The sequence below is a fragment of the Acinetobacter johnsonii genome (assembly GCF_048551975.1).
GTDB classification, from domain to species: domain Bacteria; phylum Pseudomonadota; class Gammaproteobacteria; order Pseudomonadales; family Moraxellaceae; genus Acinetobacter; species Acinetobacter johnsonii_A.
The window spans coordinates 1-250 of the sequence record NZ_JBIMCF010000328.1; the positions used below are offsets into that span (position 1 = coordinate 1).

Here is a 250-nt window from a genome sequence, read left to right on the forward strand (position 1 = left end):
CGATGTGGGTGCTTCGGCAATTAGTCAGCAAATTAGTAAGCTCGAACAAGAGTTAAGCATTCGCTTATTACAGCGTAATGCTTTTGGCGTCACGCCTACACCCGCAGGTCTTGCCTTTTTAAAGCACTCTCAACTTATTTTGCGTCAAGTGAACTTCGCCATAGATGCTGCACATTCAGCACGGCTTTCCGGTCATGTCAGCCTTGGTTTTCCACCGACCATTACCGCTTTAATTGGCATCCCTTTAATG

1 protein-coding gene is annotated in these 250 nt (G+C 46.4%); it reads left to right on the forward strand.

Translation table 11 applies throughout. The annotated features are described in order from the left end of the window. Positions 1-250 (forward strand): LysR family transcriptional regulator (locus ACG9ZB_RS17680; RefSeq protein ID WP_419326890.1); only part of this gene is annotated, 250 nt, incomplete at both ends.